The sequence below is a fragment of the Agromyces salentinus genome, assembly GCF_009749395.1.
GTDB lineage: Bacteria > Actinomycetota > Actinomycetes > Actinomycetales > Microbacteriaceae > Agromyces > Agromyces salentinus.
In genome coordinates, this window is the sequence record NZ_WBIR01000030.1 from 23,010 (window position 1) to 29,098 (window position 6,089).

The 6,089-nt window shown below is 64.9% G+C and carries 8 protein-coding genes; 6 read left to right on the forward strand and 2 right to left on the reverse strand.

Annotated elements, in window-relative coordinates; translation table 11 throughout:
• Positions 1-24 precede the first annotated feature (24 nt).
• The 5 genes from GQQ95_RS18835 to GQQ95_RS18855 all read left to right on the forward strand — a co-directional run bounded on the left by GQQ95_RS18835 (position 25) and on the right by GQQ95_RS18855 (position 3,694).
• Complete coding sequence (locus GQQ95_RS18835; RefSeq protein ID WP_157429144.1) at positions 25-504, forward strand: anthrone oxygenase family protein; 480 nt, start codon at positions 25-27, stop codon at positions 502-504.
• A gap of 204 nt (positions 505-708) precedes the next feature.
• Positions 709-1,671 (forward strand): DUF2267 domain-containing protein, encoded by a 963-nt coding sequence (locus GQQ95_RS18840; protein WP_157429145.1) that lies wholly within the window; start codon positions 709-711, stop codon positions 1,669-1,671.
• Positions 1,672-2,335: 664 nt separating this feature from the next.
• Positions 2,336-2,524 (forward strand): hypothetical protein, encoded by a 189-nt coding sequence (locus GQQ95_RS18845; RefSeq protein ID WP_157429146.1) that lies wholly within the window; start codon positions 2,336-2,338, stop codon positions 2,522-2,524.
• A 110-nt stretch (positions 2,525-2,634) separates the two neighbouring features.
• A complete protein-coding gene (locus GQQ95_RS18850) occupies positions 2,635-3,156 on the forward strand; it encodes a hypothetical protein (RefSeq protein ID WP_157429147.1) in 522 nt (173 codons plus the stop codon).
• Between the two features lie 133 nt (positions 3,157-3,289).
• Positions 3,290-3,694, forward strand: a complete 405-nt coding sequence (locus GQQ95_RS18855) for an SdpI family protein (protein WP_157429148.1) — start codon at positions 3,290-3,292, stop codon at positions 3,692-3,694.
• A 13-nt stretch (positions 3,695-3,707) separates the two neighbouring features.
• Here the strand turns inward: GQQ95_RS18855 and GQQ95_RS18860 are convergent, their stop codons facing one another.
• The gene (locus GQQ95_RS18860) at positions 3,708-4,061 is read right to left on the reverse strand and encodes a hypothetical protein (RefSeq protein ID WP_157429149.1); all 354 of its coding nucleotides are present in this window, start codon (positions 4,059-4,061) and stop codon (positions 3,708-3,710) included.
• A 255-nt stretch (positions 4,062-4,316) separates the two neighbouring features.
• Positions 4,317-5,330: a PDDEXK nuclease domain-containing protein gene (locus GQQ95_RS18865; protein WP_157429150.1), complete on the reverse strand. Its 1,014-nt coding sequence runs from the start codon at positions 5,328-5,330 to the stop codon at positions 4,317-4,319.
• 536 nt (positions 5,331-5,866) lie between these two features.
• On the opposite strand from GQQ95_RS18865, the gene GQQ95_RS19540 reads away from it, so the two are divergent.
• Positions 5,867-6,089 (forward strand): hypothetical protein (locus tag GQQ95_RS19540; protein WP_212275610.1); only part of this gene is annotated, 223 nt, incomplete at its 3' end.

The window sequence follows — 6,089 nt, forward strand, 5'->3', positions numbered from 1 at the left end:
GACCTCCTGCAACAGACTGGGCGGATGAATGCGCTCGCCACGGTCCTGCACATCATCGCGATCCTCGGAACGGGCCTCGTGGCCGGTGTGTTCTTCGCCTTCTCGGGATTCGTGATGCAGGGCATCAACCGGCTCCCAGCCGCCGAAGCCGCCCGAACCATGCGAGAGATCAACGTGACCGCGGTGCGCGCGCCGCTGATGCTCGCCATCTTCGGCACCGCACTCCTCGTGACGGTGCTCGCCGTGCTGACCGTCGTCGGCGGGCCGGCTGGTACGGCGTGGTGGACGATCGCCGGGGCGGCGCTGTACCTCGTCGGGGTCGTGGGCGTCACGGCCGGCGCCAACGTGCCCCGCAACGATCGGCTGGCCGCGGCATCCGACGAGGACGGCCCGGCACTCGCTGCCGCGTGGGACTCGTTCCGGCCAGGATGGACCGGCTGGAACCACGTTCGCACGCTGGGCGCTGCGACGGCATGCCTCGCCCTGGTGCTCGCCCTCCTCTGATGAGGCCCACGCGCCGATGATCGCGCGTGCGATGAGCGCGATCGGAACGGCCGGGGCAGCCGGCATCCTGCGACCCTTCCTGACTCCTTTGACGAGCCAACCGTGGCGTTGTCGTCCGCATCTCAGAGGCCGGCGGTCAAGGTTGGTCTCGGGTTTCAGGTTTCGTCACTTCGATGTCGCCATCGCGCGCTACGTTCGACAGCGTTGACACAGGTGTTCGTGGAGGGCGATGCGATGCCGACGAATCTCACGGTGGAACACAGGCCGATGCCCGAGGGTGGCGACGCCGATCGCCATCGCGCGTCGACGGCGACGCGCGTGTGGCTGTCCGTTCTGGTTCTTTCGACCCTGGGCCTCGTCATCGGCGCGGTCGTGACCTTCGGCTGGATGATCAACGAAACCCACTTCGATCGTTCGACTCCCGAGTTTGACGAGTTCGAACGCCACATCGAGCAGCTCCCCGGCGTGCACAGCGTGGACGCCGAGCGATGGGTCGAAGCGCCGACCTTCTGGACTCCGACGTCGTGGATGACCGTCACGGTGGATCAAGCCGGACTTCCCGCACTGCTCGAAGCAGCCTGCACAACCGACTATCGAGACGCCGTCACCTGGTCGGTCCATGTGCGCACGCCCTCCGCATCCGAGGTGTCACTCCATGCGGCACCAACGACTCCGACCGCTGCAGATCGTGGTGCGCGCTGTCCCGACTTCGGACTCGACGCGGTTCGGATCGTGGACGAACTCGACCGGATCGCGCCGGGCCTCGCGATTCAGCCGAGTATCTGGGAGAACGGCAGATTCGCGCTCGTCGCGCTCGAGGAGCAGATACCGTCCGGGTTCGCGCATCTTCTGCCGCTCATCGAGCACGCCGACGATCTGCTCGCGGCGGCCGGTTTGTCCGGAAACGACGCCGTCGAGATCAACGCCATGAATCTCGGCCTCATCCTCGAGCCGCACGAGAGTGCGGAATACCTTGAGATGCTCGCCGAGCTCGCGGATGAGCACGCGGTGAGCAGCTATTGGGCCGATGGCGGTGGCACCCCGATCGACGGGGTCGAGAAGGTGCAGATCGTCGCTCCGGATCGCCATCATCGGGCCATCGAGGACGTCATCCGCTCCTCGGGGCTGCACATCGCCGAACTCCCGGTGCGGTTCCTCGAACAATGACGTGCGGTGGCGAGCTTGCGGGTCCGCCTCCCGGCGTCGTTCCTGGTGAACCGACATGTTCAGCGGCGTCGGCCAGCGGCCACGCCCATCGCAATGGTCGCGATCAGGAGCAGGACCACGAAAGCAAGGGCCGCGAATGCCTCAACGCTCTCGTCAGCGAACATGCGCACCCCCGCCCTCTCGTCGTCACACACAGTCTCTTCGGGTCGTCCCCAGGCGTGGGGATCATGGTGAGGAATTCGTGTGTTGTTCGCGTTCCGGGGCCTCAGCGAGCGAGGGTCCATCCTCTGGTCCGAGGTGAACGACGATCCTTCCAATGGCCGTCCCGCTGCAACACGATGGTCACATGAGCAGTGAACGCCTCGCCTCTTGGCTCACAGCTGGTGCGATCAGCGCTTCCCTTGTGCTGACGATCGTTCTCGCTGTCGCCCTCATGGTCCGCCCCGACTAGCGGTCGCGTGAGATCGAACTAGTCATCAGACGCTCCGGTAGCGCCGAGGCGTTCCCACAACTGCACCGGCGATGAGGTCGCCGGCGGGTCCCTTTGCCGTCCAGACGCGAGGACCGCAGGCGGATCGGCTCCCGCGATACCGATGCGGCGAAGGCGGATCCCTGAGCGGCGCTGTTCCGTGGCGCGAAAACGGCCTCGGCGTAGCATGGGGCCATGAAGACCGTGCGGGTGTGGCTCGGGATCGTGATCGGGGTGCTGTTCCTGATCGCCGGTGCTTGGTTCCTCATCGTCGACGTGGCCGACTATCGGGGGTGGGCACTTCTCGGAGTCGCAGTGCTCAATGGCGTTATCCTTTGGGCCTTCCTCAAGGACAAGGACCCCGACCAGTCATGGCGGCTCTGATTTCGCACTGACGGATTCGTCTTCGGGCAAGAGCTGGTCGTGTCGATTGGGGTGAGTCTTGGTCGCGCCATGAATGACGCAGTTGTGCGGCTCCCGCTACGGTGAGCGAGATGAGTCGCATGCAGGCAATTCGGTGGACCACCGCGGTGGGCCTTGCGCTCGCGATGTGCGGATGCACGGTCGCGACGGCCCCAGTGCCGACACCCGTGACATCCACCGCTATCGAGCCCGCCCCGTCCTCATCCACCGCTTCTGAACCGCGGGCTCTCAGCGAGTTCGAGCAGCAGTTGCCACTCACTGGGTCGTTCGTCTCGCAGGCCTCGGACACGACTGGGACCGCTCGGATCGAACGCCGCGCTGATGGCTCGGTTTGGGTCATGCTTGAGGACTTCCAAACCGGCGACGCGTCGGACCTGCGTCTGTACCTCAAGACAGACCCATTGCTTCAGGACACGGACGGCCACTGGGGCTCCGCCGAGGGCGGCTACGAGATCGCGTCGATAGACCCGTCGGCACCGACGCAGGAGATCGAAGTGCCCGGCACTTGGACCATGCCGGCAATCCAGACGCTCACCGTGGCCAATTACGTTGCGCCACACTTCCCGGCGTTCGGCTCCGCCGCTCTCGGCTAAGACCCCGCGTCATCCGTAGGCCCAGAGTCGATCGTTTCAGCGGCGCATCGGATCGGCTGCACCTCACCCGAATAGCAGGAACGCCCGGTTCGGAACCGCTGCTGCCACGATGCCGCCGTTCTAGGGTTGGACGATGAGTGGTGCGCAGATCTCCGTCCTCGTCGCCGCGCTCGCGCTTGGCGGGTGCGGAATTCTCGTGATGTGGCTTTCCCGTCGGGGTGGGGATGGTCGTCTGCCCCGCAACCAGGTCGCCGGTGTGCGAACGTCGTTGACATTGTCTTCCGATGCCGCGTGGGACGCGGCCCACCGCGCGTCTGCTCGTGCAACGGCGATCGCGGGGTGGGGACCCATCATGGGTGGAGCGGCAGCAGCCGTGCTCATCGTCGTCAGTCCTGCGTCCGAGCCCGTGATGATCACCGCGGCCGTCGTGCTGCTCGCCGGCGCCGGATGGCTCATCGCCTGGGCCCTTGTCGGAGCCGCGCAGGCGCAACGGGCCGCGCGCTCGATCACGGATCACGACAAGCTAGACCGCCCGTAGTTCTCGCTGGGGCTCATTGTGACTTGCTCGAGCGGGGAAGCTTCAGGCTCTCGTACTTCGAATCGAAATAGGCGAGGCTTGTTCCGCCGCTGACTACGTGGCGGGCAAGCCGTAACTCGATGCTGGACTCGAGAGCGATTCCCATGTCGCTGATTCCTGCTGCTACTGCTGCGTGGATCGCGGCGTCGAGCTTTTCCAGATCGGGCGCTACCTCGTTCAGCGCTGCTTCGAAGTCGCCTCGGGATGCATCGAACGATTCGAGGCCGCGCGCCGCCACGGTGAGTTTCGCCCTGACGTCTTCCCAAGCAGCAATGAGACGGAGTCGACTCGCATCATCAGCAAGCAACTGGCGGTGCGCCCAGGTCATCGGAGTTCCGGTGAGCGATTTCGCGGGACGCACGCGAACGAAGCGCGTTCGACGACTGTGGCGCCGGCACCCGCGAGCGAGACTGGGAGGACATGTGTCGCGGGACTATCGAGGCACCTTCCTTGCATGTCGCCACCATACCGAGCGGCCGTCAGATGACGGAGCGTCGTCCGTAGCGGATCCGTCTACGGGCCACAGATTCGCACTGAGTTGGCTCGATTGGGCAATCGCGCAACGAGCGGTTGCGCGAACTGTTCACGGAGTTTCGAGCACGCGTTGAATGTCAGCCTCTGAGGGCAGTGCCGCTCGTTCGGCGGCAGGGAGTAGGTCGTAGCTGGCTATCGCGATGGGCTGGTTGCTACTTGCGAGGGCGTAGCGCACCACGCGGTCATTCTTGTCCGTGCACAAGAGGAGGCCAACGGTCGCGCCGTGTGCTGGGCGGCGCAGCCGGTCCTCAACGAGCTCGACGTAGAAGCCGAGCTGGCCGGCATACTCAGGCTTGAACTTGCCGACCTTCAGCTCGACCACGACATAGCGCAGCTGCTCGACGTGGAAGAACAGGAGGTCGACAAAGAACTCGTCGCCGTCCACATCGAATGGAACCTGCCGCCCAACGAAGCTGAATCCGCTGCCCAATTCTCCGAGTGTCTCGATGATCCGTTCCACGAGCGCCTGCTCGAGCTCCCGCTCCGCGTGGCCCGGCTCGATGCGGAGGAAGTCGAACACGTAGGGGTCCTTCGTGATCTGTTGCGCAAGGTCGGATGCCCCAGGCGCAAGGATGCGATCGAAGTTCGCCGGCGCCGCCCCGAACCGAAGGTGCGCAGTGGTCTTGATGTGATGCTCGAGCGTCCCGCGTGTCCACCCGTGGGCGACGGTTTGCTCGGCGTACCAATCCCGCAACTCCTGGTCAGCGAGCTTGTCGAGGAGCACGGTGATGTGTCCCCACGGCAACTGCGCAACAGGCTGTTGCGCGATTTCCGTAGGTTCCGGCCAGGCCCGAGCGAACGAGCGCATATAGGTCAGGTTGCGGGGCGAAAACCCGCGGGAGTCTGGGAACTCGGCACGCAGGTCGGAGGAGAGCCGCTGGATCACCTTGGCACCCCATTGGGCATCATCGGTCCGCTCTGCGAGCACGTTGCCGATGTGCCAATTGAGGCGGATCAGCTCGGTGTTGACCTGGCGCTGGGCGCGGTAACGTGACTCGCGCACGCGCTCCGCGAGCCCGACGAGGACGCTCGCATAATCACCCGGAAGCGCCAGCTCAAACATGGGCCGAGCCTATCCGCGGCCGCCGACGTCACCCCGATCGAGGACACCGGGTAATCGCTGCACGCCGCGACCGAGCGCCGAAGTCCAGAGAGGGGCGAGCACGGGAGTCCGACTTGGGTGGCGCACGCTTCGGGCGTCTCGTTGAGCGATCCTCCAGAGAGTGCGAGCATCAGACGGATGTTCGGCGTAGCGTCTCGGTATGGCCCAGCGAAGGCGCGCCATTTTCTTCACCGTCCTCGTGTCGTTGACGGCGGTCGCGAGCTGGGCGCTGTGGGTGTGGATGTTGTGGCTAGGACACGGAGAAAACTGGTTCGAACGATGGTGGCCCTTGTTCATGGCTCTCCCATTCACAGCCGCCGCGATCATCCTGAGCCGTCGGCTCGCTCGAGGTGAATTGATAGGTGGAAGCGGCCGTCTCGAAGACTGAGACACATGGAGCAGTCACCGTAGAGCGATCCATTTGCGGGCGCTTCGTTACGTCGCTTGGAAGCGGTGTCCGTGATGTTCGGCAATAGGCTGAGCCGCGGGAGGACCGGATGAAACAAAACAAAGTGAGCGGTATCGAGGACCTGACGGGGGCGGATTCGGGTCGGTCGACGCGGGTTCCGCGGGTGTTCCTTGTCGGGCTCGCTGCGGTCCTCGTGTACGTGTTGGTCGCGGGCGGTGCCGCGAATCTCCTCACGGCATGGTTCTCAACCGACTCGGACCTTGCCGATTTCGCGTTAGGTCATTTCCCGCCGCTGATTCTCCTCATCGCCG

What these genes read in the sequence shown, in the direction of transcription:
- GQQ95_RS18835 (WP_157429144.1), top strand. Translation starts at nt 25, where the DNA reads ATGAATGCGCTCGCCACGGTCCTGCACATCATCGCGATCCTCGGAACG.
- GQQ95_RS18845 (WP_157429146.1), top strand. Translation starts at nt 2,336, where the DNA reads ATGAAGACCGTGCGGGTGTGGCTCGGGATCGTGATCGGGGTGCTGTTC.
- GQQ95_RS18850 (WP_157429147.1), top strand. Translation starts at nt 2,635, where the DNA reads ATGAGTCGCATGCAGGCAATTCGGTGGACCACCGCGGTGGGCCTTGCG.
- GQQ95_RS18855 (WP_157429148.1), top strand. Translation starts at nt 3,290, where the DNA reads ATGAGTGGTGCGCAGATCTCCGTCCTCGTCGCCGCGCTCGCGCTTGGC.
- GQQ95_RS18860 (WP_157429149.1), bottom strand. Translation starts at nt 4,061, where the DNA reads ATGACCTGGGCGCACCGCCAGTTGCTTGCTGATGATGCGAGTCGACTC.
- GQQ95_RS18865 (WP_157429150.1), bottom strand. Translation starts at nt 5,330, where the DNA reads ATGTTTGAGCTGGCGCTTCCGGGTGATTATGCGAGCGTCCTCGTCGGG.